The sequence below is a fragment of the Streptomyces sp. NBC_00286 genome, from assembly GCF_036173125.1.
Taxonomy (GTDB): Bacteria; Actinomycetota; Actinomycetes; order Streptomycetales; family Streptomycetaceae; genus Streptomyces.
In genome coordinates, this window is record NZ_CP108054.1 from 5,498,509 (window position 1) to 5,517,980 (window position 19,472).

At 66.4% G+C, this 19,472-nt stretch carries 21 protein-coding genes; 14 read left to right on the forward strand and 7 right to left on the reverse strand.

Annotated elements, in window-relative coordinates; translation table 11 throughout:
- The first annotated feature begins 93 nt into the window (after nucleotides 1-93).
- The 3 genes from OHT21_RS25280 (at nucleotide 94) to OHT21_RS25290 (ending at nucleotide 2,885) form a co-directional block, all read left to right on the forward strand.
- The gene (locus tag OHT21_RS25280) at nucleotides 94-1,443 is read left to right on the forward strand and encodes a putative T7SS-secreted protein (RefSeq protein WP_328770615.1); all 1,350 of its coding nucleotides are present in this window, start codon (nucleotides 94-96) and stop codon (nucleotides 1,441-1,443) included.
- Entirely contained in the window at nucleotides 1,440-2,186 is a 747-nt protein-coding gene (locus OHT21_RS25285; protein ID WP_328770616.1) for a hypothetical protein, read from the forward strand. Before OHT21_RS25280 ends, OHT21_RS25285 begins: the two co-directional genes overlap by 4 nt.
- Nucleotides 2,187-2,249: 63 nt before the next feature.
- Complete coding sequence (locus OHT21_RS25290) at nucleotides 2,250-2,885, forward strand: hypothetical protein (protein WP_328770617.1); 636 nt, start codon at nucleotides 2,250-2,252, stop codon at nucleotides 2,883-2,885.
- A gap of 29 nt (nucleotides 2,886-2,914) precedes the next feature.
- Here the strand turns inward: OHT21_RS25290 and OHT21_RS25295 are convergent, their stop codons facing one another.
- The 3 genes from OHT21_RS25295 to OHT21_RS25305 are packed head-to-tail and all read right to left on the reverse strand — an operon-like array spanning nucleotide 2,915 to nucleotide 4,232.
- Nucleotides 2,915-3,190: a DUF397 domain-containing protein gene (locus tag OHT21_RS25295; RefSeq protein ID WP_328770618.1), complete on the reverse strand. Its 276-nt coding sequence runs from the start codon at nucleotides 3,188-3,190 to the stop codon at nucleotides 2,915-2,917.
- Nucleotides 3,183-3,377, reverse strand: coding sequence for a DUF397 domain-containing protein (locus tag OHT21_RS25300; protein ID WP_328770619.1), 195 nt, complete (start codon nucleotides 3,375-3,377; stop codon nucleotides 3,183-3,185). Before OHT21_RS25300 ends, OHT21_RS25295 begins: the two co-directional genes overlap by 8 nt.
- A gap of 9 nt (nucleotides 3,378-3,386) precedes the next feature.
- On the reverse strand, nucleotides 3,387-4,232 hold the full coding sequence (locus tag OHT21_RS25305; RefSeq protein WP_328770620.1) for a helix-turn-helix domain-containing protein: 846 nt from the start codon (nucleotides 4,230-4,232) through the stop codon (nucleotides 3,387-3,389).
- Nucleotides 4,233-4,448: 216 nt separating this feature from the next.
- On the opposite strand from OHT21_RS25305, the gene OHT21_RS25310 reads away from it, so the two are divergent.
- Complete coding sequence (locus OHT21_RS25310) at nucleotides 4,449-4,964, forward strand: ATP-binding protein (RefSeq protein WP_328770621.1); 516 nt, start codon at nucleotides 4,449-4,451, stop codon at nucleotides 4,962-4,964.
- On the opposite strand, the gene OHT21_RS25315 is transcribed toward OHT21_RS25310, so the two are convergent.
- Nucleotides 4,904-5,425, reverse strand: a complete 522-nt coding sequence (locus OHT21_RS25315) for a hypothetical protein (RefSeq protein ID WP_328770622.1) — start codon at nucleotides 5,423-5,425, stop codon at nucleotides 4,904-4,906. The two genes, OHT21_RS25310 and OHT21_RS25315, sit on opposite strands and share 61 nt — an antisense overlap.
- Before the next feature lie 68 nt (nucleotides 5,426-5,493).
- A complete protein-coding gene (locus OHT21_RS25320) occupies nucleotides 5,494-6,387 on the reverse strand; it encodes a hypothetical protein (protein WP_328770623.1) in 894 nt (297 codons plus the stop codon).
- Nucleotides 6,388-6,750: 363 nt separating this feature from the next.
- Here OHT21_RS25320 and OHT21_RS25325 point away from each other — a divergent pair, with 363 nt between their 5' ends.
- Together OHT21_RS25325 and OHT21_RS25330 are read left to right on the forward strand one after the other, a co-directional pair.
- Nucleotides 6,751-7,752, forward strand: coding sequence for a C40 family peptidase (locus OHT21_RS25325; protein WP_328770624.1), 1,002 nt, complete (start codon nucleotides 6,751-6,753; stop codon nucleotides 7,750-7,752).
- 292 nt (nucleotides 7,753-8,044) lie between these two features.
- Nucleotides 8,045-8,791, forward strand: a complete 747-nt coding sequence (locus tag OHT21_RS25330; RefSeq protein ID WP_328770625.1) for a phosphatase PAP2 family protein — start codon at nucleotides 8,045-8,047, stop codon at nucleotides 8,789-8,791.
- A 106-nt stretch (nucleotides 8,792-8,897) separates the two neighbouring features.
- On the opposite strand, the gene OHT21_RS25335 is transcribed toward OHT21_RS25330, so the two are convergent.
- Complete coding sequence (locus tag OHT21_RS25335) at nucleotides 8,898-10,451, reverse strand: FAD-binding oxidoreductase (RefSeq protein WP_328770626.1); 1,554 nt, start codon at nucleotides 10,449-10,451, stop codon at nucleotides 8,898-8,900.
- A gap of 464 nt (nucleotides 10,452-10,915) precedes the next feature.
- On the opposite strand from OHT21_RS25335, the gene pstS reads away from it, so the two are divergent.
- From pstS to OHT21_RS25365, 6 genes are all read left to right on the forward strand, one after another.
- Nucleotides 10,916-12,052, forward strand: a complete 1,137-nt coding sequence (gene pstS, locus OHT21_RS25340) for a phosphate ABC transporter substrate-binding protein PstS (RefSeq protein ID WP_328770627.1) — start codon at nucleotides 10,916-10,918, stop codon at nucleotides 12,050-12,052.
- A gap of 104 nt (nucleotides 12,053-12,156) precedes the next feature.
- Entirely contained in the window at nucleotides 12,157-13,161 is a 1,005-nt protein-coding gene (gene pstC / locus OHT21_RS25345; protein ID WP_328770628.1) for a phosphate ABC transporter permease subunit PstC, read from the forward strand.
- Nucleotides 13,158-14,213, forward strand: a complete 1,056-nt coding sequence (gene pstA, locus OHT21_RS25350) for a phosphate ABC transporter permease PstA (RefSeq protein WP_328770629.1) — start codon at nucleotides 13,158-13,160, stop codon at nucleotides 14,211-14,213. Before pstC ends, pstA begins: the two co-directional genes overlap by 4 nt.
- 50 nt (nucleotides 14,214-14,263) lie before the next feature.
- Nucleotides 14,264-15,040, forward strand: coding sequence for a phosphate ABC transporter ATP-binding protein PstB (gene pstB, locus OHT21_RS25355; RefSeq protein ID WP_328770630.1), 777 nt, complete (start codon nucleotides 14,264-14,266; stop codon nucleotides 15,038-15,040).
- Between the two features lie 760 nt (nucleotides 15,041-15,800).
- Entirely contained in the window at nucleotides 15,801-16,640 is an 840-nt protein-coding gene (locus OHT21_RS25360) for a hypothetical protein (RefSeq protein ID WP_328770631.1), read from the forward strand.
- 132 nt (nucleotides 16,641-16,772) lie between these two features.
- Nucleotides 16,773-16,967, forward strand: a complete 195-nt coding sequence (locus tag OHT21_RS25365; RefSeq protein WP_328770632.1) for a hypothetical protein — start codon at nucleotides 16,773-16,775, stop codon at nucleotides 16,965-16,967.
- Between the two features lie 160 nt (nucleotides 16,968-17,127).
- On the opposite strand, the gene OHT21_RS25370 is transcribed toward OHT21_RS25365, so the two are convergent.
- Nucleotides 17,128-17,484, reverse strand: a complete 357-nt coding sequence (locus OHT21_RS25370; protein ID WP_328770633.1) for a metal-sensitive transcriptional regulator — start codon at nucleotides 17,482-17,484, stop codon at nucleotides 17,128-17,130.
- Between the two features lie 256 nt (nucleotides 17,485-17,740).
- Here OHT21_RS25370 and OHT21_RS25375 point away from each other — a divergent pair, with 256 nt between their 5' ends.
- Entirely contained in the window at nucleotides 17,741-18,361 is a 621-nt protein-coding gene (locus OHT21_RS25375) for a DUF47 domain-containing protein (RefSeq protein WP_328770634.1), read from the forward strand.
- A 7-nt stretch (nucleotides 18,362-18,368) separates the two neighbouring features.
- Nucleotides 18,369-19,367 (forward strand): inorganic phosphate transporter, encoded by a 999-nt coding sequence (locus OHT21_RS25380; RefSeq protein ID WP_328770635.1) that lies wholly within the window; start codon nucleotides 18,369-18,371, stop codon nucleotides 19,365-19,367.
- The last annotated feature ends 105 nt before the right edge of the window (nucleotides 19,368-19,472 follow it).

Consider the following 19,472-nt stretch of genomic DNA (forward strand, 5'->3'; position numbering starts at 1 on the left):
CACCACTGGTAACTTACCGCCCCATCGAGAGCTCCTTCCGGAAGGAAGGGGCATGGTACGGATGGGCGACACGCGACCACGGGGGGAAGTCTGATGAGTTCTGAAATGTATCCAAATCTGGGCTTTGATCCGGCACCAGGCGATCTTGATTCTGTGAGAGACCTCGCGAGGGCCATCGGGCGAGTCACTCAGGGTGGCGACACGGCCCAGACGGAATTGCGCAAAATGGGCACTTCCGACGGTGTATGGGCAGGCAAGTCGGCCAACGCATTCAAAGAGACCTTCTCCGAAGTCCCCCCGTACTTGAAGAAATCTCTGGGTTCTTTGAGTACAGCACACCGGGCCCTCACCTCCTGGGAGAAGCAGCTTGACGGCTTTCAAGCCAGGGCCAGGAAGCTGGAAGAGGAGGCAGCGGAAGCAGTGCGGCGCGTGAACTCCGCCCAGGTCGCGATGGATGGTCTGCCCTCCTCCACATCCGGGATGTCGGACAAGGAGAAGGAGCAGCACGAGAAGGACTCCAAGAGCAAGAAGAATTCCCTGGACTCCGCGAACAGCGAGCTTTCTGCGATCCGCAGCCGGGCCCGCTCGCTCCACACCGAACATGAAAGTGCCGCGACGGACATCTCGCGTCTGGTCAAGGGAGCGGCTGACGACGCCCCTCCTGAGCCCAGTTGGTTCGAGGATGCGCTGAACGCTGCCAGTGACTTGCTCGGGGACGCTTGGGACACCATCACGGACCCCAACTTCTGGAAGATGATCGGCGATATCCTGGCAGATATCGCCATGGTTGTCGGTGTCCTCGCGCTCTTCTTCTCCGGCCTCGGGGTGGCGGCCTTCATTATTGCTGGGCTCGCTCTCGCCTTTCATCTGGCCGCCAAGGCCGGTGGCGCCGACGTGACCTGGGAGACAATTGCCTGGGACGCCGTTGGTGTATTCGCCGGCGGTCTCAGCCTGGCGGGTGGGCGTCTCGCTCAATCCGGCCGCGCCCTCGTCGCGGCCGGGCGCGAACTCCGCCTTTCCTCCGGCTTCATGAAGGCATTGGGGAACGTCAGGTTCGGCAACATCCGGGGCGGGCTGAAGGGACTGCCCAGCGGTGTCGCCAACTCCGCACGCGGTTTGGCCACCGCAGGAAAGGGATGGTCGTTCGTCGCCTCGGGCGTTGCGATCGACAAGGCCGCCACTTGGGCGGGCGCTTCCTTGGCCATTGGCTCCAATATGCACAACGGAACCTGGGATCAGGGCCGTTGGACAGATGGAGAGTTCAAGATCGGTGACATTCCGGTAGTCGGGCCGTTCATGGACTACTTCGGCCCGGTCGACGAGGACAAACCAGTGGCTCCGGGCCCCTTCCCGTCCACCTTCGACGCCCCGACCGCTCTCGCCTCCTCCGGCAGCACCTTCACCCAGCAACTCGACCCGTCGCAGATGGGTACGGCTGCATGAGCTTCAACGAAGGTATGACCGGCGACGTAACTCGCAGTGACAGGGCACCCTTTCATTACGCTTTCCACCATCAAGTCCCTGATGAATTCGTTCGGCTCCCCGAGCCGACGGCCTCTGACGGCTGGCGGCAGGCCATGGCAGAGCTGCTGCCCGAGTCGGACGAAGAACAGCAGGATGCCGCCAGTGAAGGCCTCCGCCGCCAGCTGCCGCTTTTGAGCGCGAGGGAGAACGTGGTCCTCACCGCCATGTGCGTCGGCACCGAGGAGGTGGACGGGGACGAGCGCTTGTCCATGGGCTTGCTCGCCGTGACCGTCCGGCCAAGCGAACACACCCCTTCCACTCGTCTCTTCACTGCTGAAGGGATTTATCAGGCCACCGCGCAGAAGTTCTTCTCCGGAATGCCCGAGGAACGCCTTGAGGAGATCGGCTTTCCGCTTGGCGAAGGGCTCCAGGGGCCCCAGGACATGGTGCTGGCCGCCAAACTGCCCGGCGGGCCTGCCGTCATGTCTACGTCCCTGCGCACCCTCCGCTTGCCCGATCTCGATGCCGGGCTCAAAATGCCTCCGCTTCCGATGGCCGCGCTCCAACTTGTCGTACCCGCACCGCACAGCTACTGCGTATACGTCACCATCTCCACCCCCTCTGTCTTCCTCCTTGACTCCTACAGCGCTCGCCTCGCGCATATCGGCCGCAGTCTGAAGTTCGACGATCTCCCCGCAGCAGATCAGCCACACCAGCCATAGCTCGTGATCCTTGTAGCCAATGGTGTTCGACAGCCTTGCCGGATCCGATCACTGGGAGCGCGTATGGCCGCGGCGCGGCGACACCTGAGGAAACTGCTGCTCAGCGCAGAACGGGGCGAGGAACTGCACGTCCTGCCCATGCCGTGGCTCTCCCACCGGAAGCTGGCTTCCTTCGCATACGTCGCCGAGCAGTACGGGTACCGCTATGACGGATTCGCCCCGGAGTATTCACCTTCGACTCCTACTCACGTTTTCGCCTTCCGCCGAACCGCAGACGCCCAGCAACGCGCCGCATCCACCATGGAGCAGTATCCTGACGCGCTTCGCGGCGGGCCTCTCCCCGGAATGCGTCCGGGCGGCAGCGGCCTGAGGCCGCTGCCCGAGGCGAGTCGCGAAGTCGCTCTGCTTCTGGCGCGGATCATGGTGGACGTCACCGGCAGTCAGTACAGAAGGAAGCGGATCCGGTTCGCGGTCACCGCCGCTGTGATCGGACTCGTTGTCATCCTCGTACGGGGGGCCTTCACTGCCGCCTCCGTGGATGGATTCCTGACCGGAATCCTGCCTGTAATCGGAGGCTTGAGCCTGTTGTTCCTTGCCGCATACGTGCTGGGCCGGAGGCTGTCACGTCGCTGGGCTGCCAAGTACCGCCGAATGCTGGACGAGGCCGGCGTTGAATGGCCCATCAACCGCTTGGGATGAACTCCTTCGCTGAGGTTGATCCGTCACTGCTATGACGGGTTCCGAGGCGGCGGCGTGATGTCCCCCGCGTCCTCGATGCCCTCCACGAAGTGGTCGAACTCGCCTGCCTGGACGCCGAGTACGAAGGCGTCCCACTTGCGGCGGTTGGTGGTGACGACGTTTTCCGGGTCGCTCGTTTCGCGGATGTAGACGGGGGATTCGGCGTCGTCTCCCTCGCCGAAGGCGATCTCGATCCAGGGGCCGGGGCCCTCGGCGTCTTCGGGTGCGGCGCGGACCCAGTCGAGGTTCGGGGGGATATCAGCCACGGTGGGTTTCCTTGGGGGTTTTGAGGGTGGTGAGGAGGGTGGAGAAGGCGGTTGGGGTGGTCTTGAGTATCGCTTTGGCCGGGTCGCTGCTTTCGGTGAGATGGAGCCTTCCTGCACTTGCGGCGACGTGTACGCAGGAGTCGCCCTCGGAGCAGTGGGTCGACTTCTGCCAGGCGTACGCACTCATGGGTGCTCCCTATAGGTCGTGGATGACGGCGAGGATCAGGTCTCGCGTCTTGTCGGGTGCAAGAGCGACGGCATCGAGGCGCTCGAAGAGGATGCGGTACTTGCGTAGTTGGGCCTCGGCATCCAGGAACTTGAGGCCGTGGGACTGGTCCAGGTGGACCGTGTCGAGTTCTGGCACCGGGCCGTGGGCGTAGTAGATGGACTGGCCTGAGCCGGGGTAGGCGCCGGCGTCGAACGTGATCGCACGCAAGGTGATGTGCTCCCGCTCGCTTGCGTCGAGCAGATGCTTGAGCTGCTGGCGGGACACGGACGAGCCGCCGACCTTCATCCGCAGCGCTGCCTCGTGGATGATCGCCTCGTACGGAGTGGGGTCGTCCCTGTACAGCACGGCCTGCCGCTTGACGCGGAACGAGATGCGGTGCTCGATGTCCGGCGGGGAGAGCTCCGTGACGCCTTGGCGGAAGATCTCGCGAGCGTGGTCGACGGTCTGGAGCAAGCCGGGGATGCGTGCCGTGACGGTGGTGCGCAACGACTGGGCGTGATGCTCCAGTTCGGCGAGATCGAGTAGCGGACTCGGCAGGATTTCGCGGTACTGCTCCCACCAGCCGCGCCTGCGGTCGCCGGTCATCGCGACGATGGCTTCGATCAGTGCCTTGTCCGAGCACTCATACTGGCAGGCCATGGTGCGTACGCGCTCAGGGCTCACGCCCGCGCGTCCGGCCTCCATGTTGCTGATCTGGTTCTGCTTGACGCGAAGCAGTTGACCGGCCTCGGTGGCATTCAGCCCTGCGCGCTCTCGAAGCTTGCGCAGCTCAACGCCCAAGCGGAGTTGACGACCCGTCGGGTTGCTTCTCACGGGCTTGGTCCGCCTCCTCGTTGCGGGTCACCCACACGGGTGGTGTATCACGAATTTAAGGGAGACCGTGTAATGCATTACACGGATGCCGCTAGCTTATAACTCGGCGCCTCCACCCAGAAGCACCCCGCTCGACGGAGCGGCCGCGGTCACTGGGCAACGTAATCAACCCTCACCCCAAACCACCCAACTTCCCTCCGAATCAGGAGACTTCCGATGGCAACCGTATCTCCGCCCTGGTCCTACACCCTCCAACTCCCGCACGATCCACGCGCACCGGGTATCGCCCGCGCAACCCTCCGTACGGTGCTGGCCGCACACGACCTCACCGAACTCGCCCCCACCGCCGAGCTGCTGGCGTCCGAGCTCCTCACCAACGCTCACCTGCACACCAAGGGCCCATACGCCCTCCGGCTCCGCTCGACCGAATCCCACGGGCTCTACGTCGCCGTATGGGACTCCGACCCGAGACTCCCGCCCGGCTTCGGCGACGCCGCCGACGTACATCCGGAAGCCGCCCCGGAGGCCGAAAACGGCCGCGGTCTGCACCTCGTGCGGGCCTGTGCCGACGCGTGGGGCGCTTCCGCCCCGCCCGAACTGGGCGGGTCCGAGGGCGGCAAGCTGCTGTGGGCCGAGTGTCAGGGCGGTGCCCTGCGATGTTGGCGTTTGGTTCAGAGAACGTTGCGCAAGTCGACTACCGGCTGGTCCTGTGCGAGATCGGATGCGAGGTAGGTGCGGTAACGGCCCTCGGCGAACATTTCCCGTAGGTACATTCCAGGAAAGTCCAGCAGATCACGTCGGTTCGCGAGGGCGATCCGGACCCGATAGTGGCTGTCTCCGTCGAGGACCAGGATGTCGCACCAGTCCGATTCCGGTGCTTCGAGGCCGATCAAGGTGATGCGGTCCTCGGCCATCGGCCCGACCCAGGCAGCCAAGTCCTCCAACAGCCACGCCATGTTCATCCAGGACGGAGCATCCGCGGCGGGCTGCCAGTCGTACTTGCGGCGCCCCTCACGTCCGGTCTCGGGCGGTTCGCCCTCGGAATACACGGGTGGCGCTGACGCGCCGTCGATCTCAGTGAACGTGATCTGCCGTGAGTCGACAGTGAGTCCGGTGACGCGGAAGCGGTCAAGTCCGAGTTCGAAGGCGACTTCCGATGCATGGGTGAGGAATTCGCTGTCCGAAGCAGCCACAGGTCCCCTTCTGAGGTAGTCGACCGCCCCGGCCGATGCGGCGGGGGCGGCCGAGCGGGAGTAGAGGCCTACCGCAGTTTGGTGTAGGACCCGACGTAGCGGAACCGGTCCTCGGTGACAGCGGCTGGGATCGTCTGCTTGAGCGGACTGTAGCCCGCGGCCAGGTTCTCGCTGTCTGTGGCCGTCGGTACCGCTCGTGCGGCTTGCAGCGTCCCGGTGGACGCGGAGGCTGCCAGGGGTTCATAGGAGCTCACGTACGTCTCGCTGCCGTCTGAAGCATCTCCCTCCTCCGCGGGAGCACTCCCATCCACGGGCGTGTTCTCGTCGGCGACATCGCCCTCTTCCACTACCTCGTCCGCGGGGGCGTCGCTGTTGTCAGGAGCGTCTTCCTCTGCGATGACGACGTTGTTCTCTTCCTCCGCGACGACGCTGTCCTCGGCGGCAAGCGAGCGTCGGTTCTCCTTCGCCAGGGCCTTACTGACCCAGTTCGGGCACCGCACGACGCCCTTGCAGTACATGGTGATGACGCCCTTGTCCTGGCCGTCACGCTGCACCTTCTGGTTGACCGAAAGGATCATCTTGTACTGCTTGACGAGGGTGCACCTCCCGTTGGTGCACCTGTACTTTCCCGCATAGCCCGTCATGTGATACGTCGTCGTGTTCCCGACACGATTGCGGTTCGGGGATTTCGCGATGTACTCGACCGCAGCGTACTTCGTGATGTTGTGCTTCTTCTTGACCTTGTTCCAGCCGAAGCCCTTGTCCTCTGCGCGGTTGTAGTAGCCGACCCGCAGAGAAGCCTTTCCCGGGCCGGAGTAGTCGAGGTGCTTGAGGATCCTGTACGCCGGGTTGGACGCGGCCGCCTCGGCTTCACCGCTGGTTGCAGCAGCTGCCGGAATGGCGGAGCCGCCGAGTATGACTGTTGCCGCGACGGCAGCCAGAGTGGTCTTGAATCGGTTCACTGTGGTGGTCTTCCCCCTGTGTAGGTTTGCGCCGCACTACAGGAGTCGGCACAAGGGGGACCTTAAGCAGTACATGATCAGGGTTCAAAGGCTTATCTAGAGACAACAGTTGTTATCCAGTCACCACTCATCCCTGATGTGTCCCGCGCCTCTCGGGTTCGAAGTCGCCACGGATCGCTTCCCTTTGTACGGGGATTCGCCACGTGCCGGGCGGAGGACTGGCTCGTAGGAAGCGGCCGGCCGGGACGAAGTCTGGTGCTCTGCCGGCCGGTGGGCGGGCGGTGATCATTCCGTGGTGGGGCGCCCGCCTCTACACTGACGGTCGGCGGACTAGGACTACCGTGCGGCGAGGGGCGGTTGACGGTGCGTAAGGCGTGGGTCGTGGGGATCGCCGTCACGGGGACGGGGCTCAGCTTCGTCATGCTGCTCGTTGTCGGGGTCTACATGACCGCGGGGAACCTTGCCAACGGGGTCGGGAAGGGCGCTGTCGGGCTGGCCAAGGGTGCTGTGCCGGGGGCTTATCAGGCGCTGGTGCAGAAGTGGGGGAATCTGTGCCCGGCCATCAACCCGGCGTTGCTGGCTGCGCAGTTGTATCAGGAGAGCGGGTTCAATCCGAAGGCGCAGAGTCCGGCCGCCGCGCAGGGGATAGCTCAGTTCATTCCGGGGACCTGGGCCACGCATGGGCTTGACGGGGACGGCGACGGTGATCGCGACGTATGGGATCCGAATGACGCGATTCCGTCGGCCGCTTCGTACGACTGCAAGCTCGCCTCGTATGTGAAGGACGCGCCCGGCGACCCGACGACGAACATGCTCGCCGCGTACAACGCGGGGCCGTACGCCGTCATCAAGTACGGGGGCGTGCCGCCGTACAAGGAGACGCAGAACTACGTCAAGACGATCACCACGCTGCAGGACAGCTTTGCCGCACCTGTGGGGCGCGTGCAGCCCTCGCAACAGGCGGCCGGGGCGATCGGGTACGCGCAGAAGAAGCTCGGGACGCTGTATCTGTGGGGTGGCAACGGGACCGCTGACCAGGGCGGACGCTTCGACTGTTCGGGGCTTACCAAGGCCGCGTACGAGAGTGTGGGGATCGAGCTGCCGCGGGTCGCCAACGATCAGTACAACGCCGGGCCGCACCCGAAGCGCGAGGAACTGCTGCCGGGCGATCTGGTGTTCTTCTCGGACGACCTCACCAATTCCCGGGCCATCCGGCATGTGGGCATTTACGTGGGCGGCGGGTACATGATCAACGCGCCGCGGCCGGGCGCCGTGATCCGGTTCGACCCGATCGATACGCCCGACTACTTCGGGGCGACCAGGGTCACCGAAGATGGCGCGAAGGCGTTGCCCACTCCCGTGTGATCTGGCCGAATCCTTCTGTTACTGGCTGTTACAGTCGCTCTCTCGCCCAGCCTCTGAGCTGCGAGAACGTATCTCTCTTCGATAACGTCTGCGTGATCATTCGGTGGACTGTGGAACGTAGAGGAGGGGACCATGCGTTCCATGGACGTACGCCTGACTAGAGCGACCAGTGACTAGCGATGGACGTACGACGTAGCCGATCACGGGGGTTGATGGCTCGGCGCATCGGACAGGTGCGCACGAATTGCACGAATTGCACGACGAAAAATCATGACGAAGGGGCCGCTGCACCATGGCTGGACTCGCCGAATCCGGGTCGAACCCCGACGTCGACTTGCTCTATGACATCAACGGACTGGCCAAGGACGCCCCCGGCTGGTTCGACGGGATCATGAAGTTCGTGGGTGAGTGGGGAATCCTGCTCGCCATGGTCCTGCTGGTGCTCGGGTGCTGGTGGACCGTACGGCGCCGGGGTGGCGAGGACGCCGCCTCCTCCGTGGCCGCGCTGATCTGGGCACCGCTCGCGGCGGGAATCGCTGTGCTGGTGAACGTGCCGATACGGGGCGTTGTGGAACGGCCGCGGCCCTTCCGTGAGCACGAAGGGCTCGAGGTCCTCATCGGGGGCAAGACCGACTACTCGTTCGTGAGCGATCACGCGACGCTCGTCATGGCGCTGGCCGTCGGGCTGTTCATGGCGAACCGGAAGTTCGGGCTGCTGGGGCTCGGGCTTGCGTTGGTCGAGGGGTTCCTCCGGGTCTATATGGGCGTGCATTACCCGACCGACGTCATCGGCGGGTTCGCCCTGGGGACGGCCGTCGTGCTGCTGCTCTCGCCGCTCGCCATGGCGTTGCTGACGCCGGTGACACGGGCCGCGGAGCGGTCGGCTCGGGCGGGGTGGGTGATCCGGGCTCGCGGCAACTTCCCTGATGGGCCTGAGGGGTCCGATGGGGCTGATGAGGGGGACGAGCAGGCGATATCCGAGGCCGACGCCGAGGCTGAAGCCGGGGCCGGTGCGGAGGAACGGGGCCTCGCGGCGTAGAAGGGCGTACGGGGCTTGCGTCACCGGTCCCGCCTCGGGTTCCGCCCCAGCGACCCGCGCCACCACCCGTCCCGCCACCAGTTCCGCCTCGGCGACCCGCACCGCCCTACAGCGCCTGCGGGTAAGCAAAGAAGCCGTCCGGGTCGTACCGCCTCTTCAGCTTCGTCAGGCGGTTCGCCGCCGGTCCGTAGTACGCCGTGCGCCAGTCCTTGAGCGTCGAGTCCGTGTAGTTCTGGTACGCCGCTCCCGAAGCGTGGCGCCTCATCGCGGCGTGCGCTTCGCCCAGCCACGACTGGGCCGCCGTGCCCGAGGTTCCCGCGCGCCAGGACGCGATGTACTGGGCCAGCAGGCGGGAGCGGCGGTGGACGAAGGCCGTTGCCGTGGGCGCCACGCGGTTGATCTCGCCGCCGAGCGCGGTCAGTTGGACGGTGCCGGCTCCGCCCCGTACCGACTCGATCTGGTTCAGCAGCGTCTGGGTGCCCGTCGTCGAGATCGCGCGGTCGAAGAAGTCCGAGCGGGCCGCGTACGTCTCGCGGCTCAGCGCGCCCTCGGGGGAGCGGCCGGGGGTGGTGCCGGGCAGGTGGCACTGGGCGTCGGAGGAGAAGGAGGAGCAGCCCGCGTACACCTCCATCGACTCCTCGTACGTACGGCGCTGAAGGGCGGCGTTGCTGGGCTGGGCGCCGAGGCGGTCGGCCAGGCGGTCCACCGCGTTCTGCAGCTCGCCCTGGGTACCGAGGGAGAAAGCGGTGATCGAGATGGTCGGGGCGGCGCCGGCCGTGTTCGCGAGGTGGAGCGAGGACCAGATCTCGTCGGGCTGGTCCGGGCCCCACTCCTGCCAGGCCGCGAGCACGGCGGCGGCCCGGGACCAGGGCCAGGTCAGGTTCGCGGTGACCGCCTGCGGGGCCGGGTGGGTGCGGAAACGCAGCTCGGTGACGACGCCGAAGTTGCCGTTGCCCGCGCCGCGCAGCGCCCAGAAGAGGTCCTTGTTGTCGTCGGCGTCGGCGGTCAGCTCCTTGCCGTCGGCGGTGATCAGGGTGGCCTGGGTGAGGCTGTCGCAGGTCAGGCCGTACGCACGCGATACCACGCCGTGGCCGCCGCCGAGCGTGAGGCCCGAGACGCCGACGCTCGGGCAGGAGCCGGCCGGAATCGTGACGCCCTTCGCGGTGAGCGCGCGGTAGACGTCGATCAGCTTGGCGCCCGCGCCGATGACCGCCTCGTTGCCCGAGGCCCGGACCTTGGCGATCGTCGATACGTCGACGATGAGGCGGCCGTTGCCCGAGGACCAGCCGGCGTAGGAGTGGCCGCCGTTGCGGATGGCGACGGGGACCTTGCGGGCTCGGGCGTACGCCAGTGCCGTACGGACGTCCTCGGCGTGGGAGACGTATGCGACGGCCGCCGGCTTCAGCGCGTCGAAGCGGGTGTTGTAGAGCTGGCGGGCGGCTGCCCAGGCCTCGTCGCCCGGGCGGACCAGGCTGCCGTCCAGGTCTTTGGCGAGGCCCGTGAGGTTGGCCGCGACCGGCCCGCTCTGCGTCTTGATCGGCGTACTTGACGTAGGCGCCCCCTCGGTGGGCTGCGGCTCGGATCCGCTGCCGCTGCACCCTGCGGTGACCGCGGCGGCGAGGGCCGCGGTGCCTCCGCCTACGAACGTACGCCGTCGCATGGTCGCCTCCCGTGGTTTCACGTGGAACGAGACGGGCTTGCGGAGTCGAGGGTTCCATCTCCTGCCGGTGAGTGGGAGGTGAGCGAGACTTCGGGAGATGGTCGGTGAGGCCCGGGCGGCTTCCATATACGTTGACCAGGAAGCAGGGAGGTGCGGAAACCCTCACGTGTTCTCCCCGTGAGCATTCCGTGACCTCACCGCACTGACGGCAGGGGTTCACCTTCCGTTCACTCACGGCCATCGGCCGCTTCACCTCTTCTGCCTAATTTCGGCCTTACGCGGTGCGTTGTGCGAGCTGAGGTTCGCACGCGTATCACTCGAATTCGGCGGGTGCGTGCCTGAATCGGTACGTATCGGCATGTACGACGTTGGCAAGTTACAGACGGCAGCCTCGTGCGGACGAGAGGCTGCACCACGACTTCGCACGCCGCCCATGGGGCGGCTCCTGGAAGGAACTCCCGAAAGTGAAGCTTCAGCGCAAGAACCGGCTTCGCGCCCTTTCCCTCGGTGCTGTCGCCGTCTCCAGCGCCCTGGCCCTGACGGCGTGCGGCTCCGACGACACCGGCGGCAACACCGGCGGCAGTGGCGGCGACAGCACCGCCGCGGAAAGCAACATCAAGTGTGACGACACCAAGGGGCAGCAGCTGCTCGCCGATGGTTCGTCCGCGCAGAAGAACGCGATGGACGCCTGGGTCAAGCAGTTCTCGCCCGCCTGCGGGGTGGAGATCAACTACAAGGCCGGTGGCTCGGGTGCCGGTGTCACGGCGTTCACCCAGGGGCAGGTCGCCTTCGCGGGTTCCGACTCCGCGCTGAAGCCCGAAGAGGTCGCCGCCTCCAAGAAGCAGTGTGAGGGTGGCCAGGGCATCAACCTCCCGATGGTCGGCGGCCCGATCGCGGTCGGCTACAAGCTCTCCGGCGTCGACAACCTGGTCCTGAACGCCGACACGCTGGCCAAGATCTTCAACGACCAGATCAAGACGTGGAACGACCCGGCGATCGCGGAGCTGAACCCCGACGCCAAGCTGCCCGCCACCAAGATCCAGGCCTTCCACCGCTCGGACGAGTCCGGCACCACGGACAACTTCACCAAGTACCTGAAGGAAGCGGCTCCCGACGTCTGGGGCAAGTACGAGGGCGGTAAGGCCTGGGAGGCCCCGGGCGGCCAGTCCGCTCCGCAGTCCTCCGGTCTCGCCGCGCAGGTGAAGCAGACCGAGGGCGCGATCGGCTACATGGAGCTGTCGTACGCCAAGGAGGGCATGGGCACGGTTGACCTCGACACCGGCGCCGGCACGCCGGTCGAGGCCACGGTCGAGAACGCCAGCAAGGCCATCGCCGCCGCCAAGCAGGTCGGCACCGGCAAGGACATGGCGCTGGAGCTCGACTACGCGACCAAGGCCGAGGGTGCCTACCCGATCGTCCTGGTCACGTACGAGATCGTCTGCGACAAGGGCAACAAGGCCGACACCCTGCCCGCCACCAAGGCGCTCCTGCGCTACATGGCGAGCGAGGACGGCCAGAAGATTCTCGCCGAGAACGACTACGCCCCCATGCCCCAGGAGATCATCGCCAAGGTCCGTACGACCGTCGAGGGCCTGAGCTGACCTGAGTGCGGCCCGGCCCGTTCTGACCGGGCCGGGCCGCACTTTCCGGTGCACCGCCGCCAGGAGCCGCTCATCACGGACGGCTCCGCAGACCGGAGAACCCCATGGGTATATCGACACAAGACACAGCGCCTCCCCCCACCCCCAAGCCTTCCGCGACCGAACAGAAGCGAGCGGCCCGCGGCGCCACCCGGCCCGGAGACCGGATCTTCCTCGGTCTCACCCGCGGTTCGGGCATCCTGCTGCTGGTGATCATGGCCGCCATCGCGGTCTTCCTCACGTATCGCGCCACGCTCGCGCTCAGCAAGAACGAGGGCAACTTCCTCACCACCCTCGAGTGGAACACCTCGGCCGACCCGCCGGTCTTCGGCATCGCCGTCCTGGCCTTCGGCACGGTGATCTCCTCGATCATCGCCCTGGTCATCGCGGTGCCGATCGCGGTCGCCATCGCGCTCTTCCTCACGCACTACGCCCCGCGCCGCCTCAGCGGCCCCATCGCGTACGTGATCGACCTGCTCGCCGCGGTGCCGTCCATCGTGTACGGCCTGTGGGGCGCCCTCGTCCTCGTGCCGTATCTGGTCGGGCTCTACAGCTGGCTGGACGAATACCTCGGCTGGACCGGCATCTTCGAGTGGCAGGGCGGCGCCCCCCGCACGATGCTCACCGTCGGCATCCTGCTCGCGATCATGATCCTGCCGATCATCACCAACGTGAGCCGTGAGGTCTTCAAGCAGGCCCCGCAGATGATCGAGGAGGCGGCTCTCGCCCTCGGTGCCACCCGCTGGGAGGTCATCCGCATGGCCGTCCTGCCCTTCGGCCGCTCCGGCGTGATCTCCGCCTCGATGCTCGGTCTCGGCCGCGCGCTCGGCGAGACGATGGCTGTGGCCACCGTGCTGTCGCCGGACTTCCTGATCCACGCCAGCCTGCTCGAACCGGGCGGCGGCACCTTCGCCCAGAACATCGCCAGCAAGTTCAGCGAGGCGACCCAGTTCGGCCGGGACGCGCTCATCGCCTCCGGTCTGGTCCTGTTCGTCATCACCCTGCTGGTCAACGGTGCGGCCCGCGCGATCATCGCCCGCCGCAAGGAGTACTCGGGGGCCAACGCATGAGCCACGCAGCCGTCACCGACAAGCGCCCCAGCACCCTGCGCGGCGCCCACCTCCCCAAGTGGTTCGCCTGGGCCACCGCAGCGGGCTCCCTCGCCCTCGCCGTCGGCATCGGCCTGGCGGCCGGCCTGCACAGCAAGGTCCAGTGGGGCCTGATCGCCTCGATCCTCTTCGTCCTCGGTACGTACGTCATCTCCACCAAGGTCGAGGGCAAGCGGCAGGCCACGGACCGCGTTGCGACCTCCGTGGTCTGGGTGGCCTTCCTGCTCGCCGTCATCCCGCTGGTCTCCCTGGTCTGGACGACCGTCTCGCGCGGTGTGAAGGTCCTCGACGGTTACTTCCTCACCCACTCGATGGGTGTGGTCGCGGACGACGAGGTGGGCGGCGGTATCAACCACGCCATCATCGGCACCGTGCAGCAGGTCGGCCTCGCCACCCTGATCGGTGCGCCCCTCGGTGTGCTCACCGCGATCTACCTGGTGGAGTACGGGCGCGGCAAGCTCGCCAAGTCCGTCACCTTCTTCGTCGACGTCATGACGGGTATCCCGTCGATCGTCGCGGGTCTGTTCATCCTCAGCATCATGCTGATGTTCGACATGCAGCCCTTCGGCTTCGCCGGATCGCTCGCGCTGGCCATCCTGATGATGCCGGTCGTGGTCCGCTCCACCGAGGAGATGCTCAAGCTCGTGCCGAACGAGCTGCGCGAGGCCTCCCTCGCGCTGGGCGTCCCCAAGTGGCGCACCATCATCAAGGTGGTCGTGCCGACCTCTATCGGCGGCATCACCACCGGCATCATGCTGGCGGTAGCCCGTATCGCAGGTGAGACCGCCCCCGTACTGCTGGTGGTGTTCGGCGGCGACTTCATCAACTCGAACCCGTTCGAGGACCCGCAGCAGTCGTTGCCGCTCTACGTCTACCAGCAGTACGGGGCGGGCGAGACCCCGTCGTACGACCGTGCCTGGGCCGCCGCGCTCGTGCTGATCGCCATCGTGATGATTCTCAACCTCGGGGCTCGCGGCATCGCCCGCTGGAAGGCCCCGAAGGCTGGTCGCTGACGCGGCCATACAGCGACCGGACTGAACTCCCGAAAGAAGCAGTGATCCCCATGGCCAAGCGAATCGACGTAAGCGGTCTGACCGCCTACTACAGCGCCCACAAGGCGATCGAAGACATCTCCATGACCGTCGAGCCCCGCTCCGTGACGGCCTTCATCGGCCCGTCCGGCTGCGGTAAGTCGACGTTCCTGCGCACGCTGAACCGTATGCACGAGGTCACCCCCGGTGGCCGGGTCGAGGGCAAGGTGTTGCTCGACGACGAGGACCTGTACGGGGCCGGGGTCGACCCCGTCGCCGTGCGCAGCACCATCGGCATGGTCTTCCAGCGGCCGAACCCCTTCCCGACGATGTCGATCTTCGACAACGTCGCGGCGGGGCTTCGGCTCAACGGCTCGTACAAGAAGTCCGAGCTGGCGGACGTCGTCGAGAAGTCCCTGAAGGGGGCGAACCTCTGGAACGAGGTCAAGGACCGGCTGAACAAGCCTGGTTCGGGGCTTTCCGGTGGTCAGCAGCAGCGGCTGTGCATCGCTCGTGCGATTGCGGTCGAGCCGCAGGTGCTGTTGATGGACGAGCCCTGCTCGGCTCTCGACCCGATCTCGACGCTTGCGATCGAGGATCTGATCGGGGAGCTGAAGGAGCGGTTCACGATTGTCATCGTGACGCACAACATGCAGCAGGCGGCTCGGGTTTCTGACCGTACGGCCTTCTTCAACCTCTCGGCGGTTGGGCAGCCGGGGAAGCTCATTGAGATCGATGAGACGGAGCGGATCTTTTCTAACCCGTCTGTTCAGGCGACCGAGGATTACATCTCGGGGCGCTTTGGCTGACGCCAGGCCCCTCGCGGTGCTGCATGGCGGTGCCACCGCGAGGTTGATAGGGCCCGCCCCTGGCTCCCGGGGGCGGGTCCGTCTTTGGGGCTTCGCCCCCGGGGCCGTTCGTGGCTGCGGCCCAGGACTCCCTGGGGCTGCGCCCCTCACCCCGCTTGGGGCTGTGCCTCGGACCTTCCTGGGGCTGCGCCCCTCACCCCGCTTGGGGCTGTGCCTCGGACCTTCCTGGGGCTGCGCCCCTCACCCCGCTTGAGTCTGCGCCCCCGGCCCGCTATGGGCTCCGCCCCTGGCGCCACCACGGTTTTCGCCCCCGCCGCCCCTTCCCGTCCCATCCCTGGGGCTGCGCCCCAGGCCCCACGCGGGGTGGGTGGACATGTCGTGGCGCGGCTGCGGGTTTGTTGTGGCTTGTCGCGCAGTTCCCCGCGCCCCTTACGGGGCGCCCCCTATCGGGGCGCCGTTCCCCCCTAACGCGGTGCCGTTGCGTGGGTTTCTGCGTCTCTTCTTGCCAGGCTTCTTGCTCTTCTTGCTGGGCCTCGCCAGCCGCAGGTGCAGCGGGCTACGCAGAAGCGGCCCTGGTCGACCGTTGTTGTGTGGTGTTCCGGGGGGTCGGCTTCGGACTGCTCTGCCACGTCACCACCGTACAGAGGGTTGAGTAAACGCTTGCTCAAAGGGCGTTGCGGCGTGACGGGGTCCCTGAGTCGTCGTTAAGGGCAACGACAGGAGGCGCGCTGAGGACGGCCCGGCTGGGGGTAGGCAGGCGATGGTGGAGCGGCAGCACACGGGTGGGGCCGGGGTGGTTGCCCTGGCCGTCACGGTGGCGGGGGTGATGGTGTGCGCCACCGGGTGCACGGGGAGTGGAGCCGCCGCTGAGAGCTCGGGCACCGCTGCCGCTCCGGCCGAGGTGTTGCGGCAGGCCTCCAAGAGCCTTGTGCGTGCGGGTAGTTCCAAGGCGCACACCTCTATGGAGATGGCCACCGGCGGCACCCGCGTGACCATTCGCGGCGAGGGCGTCTACGACTACCGGCGGCAGGTCGGCCGCCTGAAGGTACGCCTCCCTCAGGACCCGGCCGGCACCGACGGGCACCGCCCGATCACCGAACTGCTCGCCCCGGGCGCCCTCTACATGAAGAACCGCGGTGCCGGAGTGCCCGCCGACAAATGGGTCCGCGTCGACACCACCACCCTCTCCGACGGCAACCTCGTCACCGGCGGCGCCACCGACCCCTTCGCCGCCGCCGAACTGCTGCGGGGCACGCGCGAAGCGACGTACGTGGGGACGACGAGCGTGGCCGGCACTTCCGTACGGCACTATCGCGGCACCGCCGACCTCGACAAGGCGGCCGAGCGGGCGTCGGACGGCAATCGCGGACCCTTGCGGGCGGCGGCGAAGGGGTTCGCCACGGCTGACGTTCCCTTCGACGCCTACCTCGACGCAGAAGGACGCATCCGCAAGCTCCGGCACCGGTTCAGCTTTGTGAACGGGCAGCAGGAGGGTACGGTCGCGGTCGCCTCGACGCTGCTGTTGTACGACTTCGGCGCCCCCGTCGACGTACGACTGCCGGACGCTGGGGACATCTACGCGGGGAAGATCGCCGAGTAGTCGCAGCCCTGTGGTGGCCCGGAGCAGCCTGGCACGGCCGGAATGTGCGGGGCCGGAAATGGTCCGTTGGTGCCATGCGCTGTGTGTAGGCCGCTCCCTACTCTAGGAAGTCGGTGACGGCAGGAAGAGGTGATGCACGTGGCTCCGGCGCACGGTACGGCAGTTCAGGACCACGTGGCCCTCGCCGAGATCGAGCTGTGCGGCGACCTGATCATCGCGGCCTCGGCCGCCGGTGAGGACCGGCTCAGCCCCGCCCGCATCGACGAGGTGCTGAAACTGGCCGAGGAGCGCTTCCTCGAGGAGTACGGCGAGGACGCGGACGGATAAGAGCGAGGGGCGACCGCGCCCCTTAAGGGGCGCGGGGCTGGGTCAATTTGCGGCTCCGCCGCGATGGGGGTCCCCCCCCCGCTCGAGCGAAGTCGAGAGTGGGGGAGCGACCAGCCCCCACCGGCCCGCAGATGGACAACGCACGGCCGCCCCCGGAGGGTCACGTCCGCAACAGCCGGCCGATCGCCTTGGTCGCCTCCTCCACCTTCGCGTCGATCTCCGCGCCGCCCTTGAGGGCCGCGTCCGCGACGCAGTGGCGGAGGTGCTCCTCGAGGAGTTGGAGGGCGAAGGACTGGAGGGCCTTCGTGGAGGCCGAGACCTGGGTGAGTATGTCGATGCAGTAGACGTCCTCGTCGACCATCCGCTGCAGTCCGCGGATCTGGCCCTCGATCCGGCGCAGGCGTTTGAGGTGCTCGTCCTTCTGCTTGTGGTAGCCGTGGATCCCGCGGTCGTGGTCGGTCACCACGTCCGGGGCGCCCGCGGAGGGCGCGGTGTTTCCGGCCTCGGTCGTCGTCATCGCGTCCTCCTGTGCTCGTGCCGGCGAACGTGCCTGGTTCGTCGGGTTACGTATACCCGGGATGGGTATATGATAACGAATTTTGCTGGGTATACGGCTCTTGGCCCATGCGCCGATACCCCCGGTCGACCACTCAATGGACCCTGTGCGGAGCACTTTGCCTGATGGGTGACACTGGGGGACGGCCCGTTTCCCGTGGCTGGATGGTGCACCTAGCATCAGCCTGACCGAAACCGAAGCAATCCGAGGAACCCACGTGCGATTTCGTCTGACCCCCAGGGAGACGAGCTTCTACGACATGTTCGCCGCTTCCGCGGACAACATCGTCACGGGCTCCAAGCTCCTGATGGAACTGCTCGGGGCTGACGCCTCCGGCCGGACCGAGATCGCCGAGCGTATGCGGGCCGCGGAACATGCCGGTGACGATGCCACACACGCGATCTTCCACCAGTTGAACTCCTCGTTCATCACGCCGTTCGACCGTGAGGACATCTACAAACTCGCCTCGTGCCTCGACGACATCATGGACTTCATGGAGGAGGCCGTCGACCTGGTCGTCCTCTATAACGTCGAGGAGCTTCCGAAGGGCGTCGAACAGCAGATCGAGGTACTGGCGCGGGCGGCCGAGCTGACGGCCGAGGCCATGCCGAATCTGCGCACGATGGACAATCTCACCGAGTACTGGATCGAAGTCAACCGCCTGGAGAACCAGGCCGACCAGATCCACAGAAAGCTTCTTGCGCACCTGTTCAACGGCAAGTACGACGCCATCGAGGTGCTCAAGCTCAAGCAGATCGTGGATGTGCTGGAGGAAGCGGCGGACGCGTTCGAGCACGTGGCGAACACGGTGGAGACGATCGCCGTCAAGGAGTCCTGAGCACTCCATGGACACCTTCGCTCTGGTCGTGACCATCGGGGTCGCGCTCTTCTTCACGTACACCAACGGCTTTCACGATTCGGCGAACGCGATCGCCACGTCCGTGTCGACGCGGGCGCTGACGCCGAAGGCCGCGCTGATGATGGCCGCGGTCATGAACCTGGTCGGTGCCTTTCTGGGCAGCGAGGTCGCCAAGACCGTCAGCGAGGGGCTGATCTCCACGCCCGAGGGCTCGAAGGGGATGGGGATTCTCTTCGCGGCGCTGGTCGGCGCGATCACGTGGAACCTGATCACCTGGTACTTCGGGCTGCCGTCGTCCTCGTCCCATGCGCTGTTCGGTGGCATGGTCGGGGCGGCTCTGGCCGGCGGTACGACCGTGTACTGGTCCGGGGTGCTGGAGAAGATCGTCATCCCTATGTTCGTCTCGCCGCTGGTGGGGCTGGGCGTGGGTTATCTGGTGATGACCGCGATCATGTGGATCTTCCGGCATGCGAATCCGCACAAGGCGAAGCGGGGTTTTCGTATAGCGCAGACGGTGTCGGCGGCGGGGATGGCGCTTGGGCACGGGCTTCAGGACGCGCAGAAGACGATGGGCATCGTGGTGATGGCGCTGGTCATCGCCGATGTGGAGGACTACGGCGATCCGATACCGGTGTGGGTGAAGGTGGCCTGTGCGGTGATGTTGTCGCTGGGGACGTATGCGGGGGGCTGGCGCATTATGCGGACGCTGGGGCGGAAGATCATTGAGCTTGATCCGCCGCAGGGGTTTGCTGCGGAGACTACGGGGGCGTCGATCATGTTCGTCACGGCGTTCCTTTTCAAGGCGCCGATCTCTACGACGCATGTGATTACGTCGGCGATTATGGGGGTGGGGGCGACGAAGCGGCTGAATGCCGTGCGCTGGGGGGTTGCCAAGAACATCGTTCTGGGCTGGTTCATTACGATGCCGGCGGCGGCGCTGGTTGCTGCGCTGAGCTTTTGGGTTGTGAACCTGGCGTTTCTGTAGGCGGGGTTTTCGCCCCCGCCGCCCTTACCCTTCCCATACCAAAGGGCTCCGCCCCTGGACCCCGCTGGGGGCTGCGCCCCCAGGCCCCCTTTCGGGGCTGCGCCC